The organism is Chitinimonas sp. BJB300 (genome assembly GCF_002735695.1).
In the GTDB taxonomy this organism is placed as follows: Bacteria; Pseudomonadota; Gammaproteobacteria; order Burkholderiales; family Chitinimonadaceae; genus Chitinimonas.
Map to the genome: position 1 here is coordinate 1 of NZ_PDZH01000237.1, position 3,195 is coordinate 3,195.

Genomic DNA, 3,195 nt, shown 5'->3' on the forward strand with positions numbered 1-3,195 from the left:
TCGGCACAGGGGACAACTCGGCAGACGCTTCCTGAACAACAGGGCTTGCCGATGCCTCGGGCTTTGCTTCAGATTGGGGGATCTCTGACGCTGCTGTTTTTTCAACTGCGTCCGCCTTGAATGGCGCGGACGCCGCGGCTTCTTGTACCGGCTGGGCGGGGTTTGGGTGAATCTCATAGACAGTAACGCGCTTACCGTTGGGGGCCAGCTTCTCCGCCGCGACGGGCGCGTGCGTATCGGTCAGTTCTTTCTTGTCAATGAAAGCGGTTGCACGTTCCACCGTCGTGAACCATTTGACTGGCTGTTCTTTTGGCGTGGCTTTCTCAACTGATGCCGGTGCGACTTCCGCTACTTTATCGGCGTGCTTAAACAGGTCATCTTGCCGCGCCGCTTTGGCCCGCTTTTGTTGCTCGTTTCTCACCTCGCGCATGCCGGCAGCCAGCATGGTTGTCCAGCCCTTATTACGTTTAGCCTGTTCTTGGATATAACTGGCCCGCACTGCCAGTTCGGCATCGCTCATGTCCGCTGGCTTGGCAGCAGGCAAAGTCTTCTTACGCGGTGCCTTGGCTGGTGGGGTGTCGCGTAATGGTTCGATGGCGGCAGACGGAGTAGACACATTCGGTGCAGCGGGTTTCGGGAAAGCACTCGCGTCCCTGGTCGCTGCAGCATCTTGCGGACTGGCCTCTTGTGGTGTGGGGCTGGATTTCCCCTGGCCAAGCTGGGCCAAAGCAGCATCGCTTTCTTGCCAAACTTGCTGAGCACGAGCCAGAGCTGGGGCGGAATTGGCTTGGAACTGCGCCAGGGCTTTGCCTTGTAGGGTGCTGGCACGTGCTTGAATCCTGCCGATTTCGCGTAAAGCGCCATCGCGCCTTGTGGTCAGTGTCTCCAAGCCAAGGGCGCGCTGTTCCTTGGGTGCCACCTCTACCAACTGGTCACTGGCTTGGCCCATCGGGTTGGTATACAGCGTGCCCGATTTATCCGGTAGCGCTAGCATTTCACCGGCAACGGGTTGCGCTGACATTGCCGGTAACATTTCGCTAGCGGGTTCGGTGTTGGATAGCTGCGCGATTGCCGCATCGCTTTCCTGCCAGGCTTGCTGTGCGTGGGCCAACGCAGGCGCGCAGTTGGCTTGGTACTGCGCCAATGCGTCGCCTTGCAGCGTGCCGGCGCGCGCCTGAATCTTGCCGATGACACGCAACGCCCCGTCGCGGCGCTGGGTATGCGCGGCGATTTCATTCGCTACTTGTTCATTCGGCGCGACATCGGCCATCTGCTCACTGGCAACGCCGAACTGGTTGGCGTACAGCGTGCCGGACCTGTCGAGCAAGGCGCGGACTTCACGCGGTACCGGCATAGCCACGCCATCGGGGGTGACATTGAATTGCGGTGCAGGTGGCACGTCCTGGCGCTCGGGCGTCAGCGCTGCCTCATTGGCTGGGAGATAGTCTCCACCGGGCTGATAGAGGGCTGGTAGCTGTGCTGTTTCGGTGATGGGGTTGGCTGCCGGCGCGATGGCAGGCGCGGGGTTGCGGTTGAGCGCTGGCATGCCGGCTTGTTCAAACGGCTTACCCAGTACATGCGTACCGCCGCCCATTAGCCCGCCAACGGCCGCACCCGATAAAGCAGCCGGCCCCACACCGCGCCATGCGTCTTTACTGGGGTCGATATGGTCCCGCTCTGCCGCATTCTGGATGTACTGTTCTGCTCCCGATTGCAGGAACTCTTGTCCTGCTTCCTTACCGATATCCATTGCCGCCGACTTGGCCAGCCCCATCGCGCCTTGGCTGGCCAACGTAGAAGCAGGTTTGCCCGTAACGCGGTTGAACACCGAACCCAGCGCGCCACCCCCGGTCAGGATGCCGATGCCACCTGTTGCCAGCATCGTATTGCGCAGCACCTGGTTTGCAGTTTCGTCTGCCACGGCTTGACGGGCTGCCAGCGGGTCGCGGGTTTGTTGTAGGTTGGCGCGGTAAATCGGGTTTTGCAGCAACGCTTCTTCCGGCGTGGCGGACAGGTCCATGATCTTGGCGTGGGTCTGCTCGGCATTGACCAAAGCCGCTTGGCCACCTTCGGCAACGCCCATACCGATTGCACCCGGTGCAGCCAACAAAGCCTTCTGCGCCAATGTGGCGCTACCTGCCTCGGCTGCCGCTTGCGCACCTTTGGAAACCGCCAGCCGGCCCAATCCCGACTTGGCCGCCAGACCGACAATCCCACCGACGGGGGCTGTTGCAACCATACCCGGCACGCTACGCGACGCGGCCATCAGGGTCGATTGCAATGGTGTATCGCCCAGTGCGTAGTCATCGGTAACAATGGGGTTGTTCGCCACGGAACGGCCTGCGCCGGTCATGTCGTCCGCCCAATAGCGCTGTGCTGTCTGGCCGGCATCGCGGATTGCGCCACCTAGGCCATCCGCACCGAGCTTTTGCAGGCCGTAGCCGGCTGCCGCGACTAAATCGCCGGCGCCCGCAGCAGCGGATTTGACGTAATCCATGCCACTTGCCTTGGGCGTGTAGCCGGTGGCTGCCATGTACTGCTGCGGTGTCATCGTTCCGGCGAAATCGCGGTTATAGATACCCACCATGATGGTCTGGTCATCAAGCTGGGCAAGTTGAGGATTTTGCGCGCGGATTTGTTCGAGGGTGCGGGGCTGAGCCATGAGCGGGGAACCGGTGACAATCAAGGCACAGATTGTCTGGCGCGTTCCCGGTAAAAATGCTGCTAGCTAGTCGTTTACGAGTAAATGGTTTCCCGTATTGCAGTTAAGCGAAAACTGAAAGCATCAACAAAGCATGCTGCTCACTTGCCAAGCTATTCCTTTTGTATTGCCCACCAAACGCCTGTCACAACAGGCTTTAGCCGCAAACCACGGCCCGTCGCTCCCTCCCGAGCAAGGCAGCCTGCAGTCAATACGCATTCCACAAAGCCCATCGCAATATTGCTTTGGCATATTGACACCCGCCCTTAGGGCTAGATAGGCTGCACGCCGCAATATGATTAGCGGACGTTAATGTTCCTCCCTAATGAATTTTAGTGAATGCTAATAGTCACATTGCACGCCCAACGGCGCGGGGACCATCTCCCTTCCTGAAGTTAGTCATTCTCTCGCGGGCAAGCGCCCATCCAAGAAACAAGGAATGTCTTCAATGAACTTTAAATCAAAGGCCGTGACGCGCGCAGTGGCTATTGCGC

At 59.6% G+C, this 3,195-nt stretch carries 1 protein-coding gene; it reads right to left on the reverse strand.

The features are described from left to right. The coding region (locus CSQ89_RS20650; protein ID WP_143747117.1) for a hypothetical protein at positions 1-2,662 on the reverse strand (2,662 nt) is incomplete at its 3' end. Positions 2,663-3,195 lie beyond the last annotated feature (533 nt).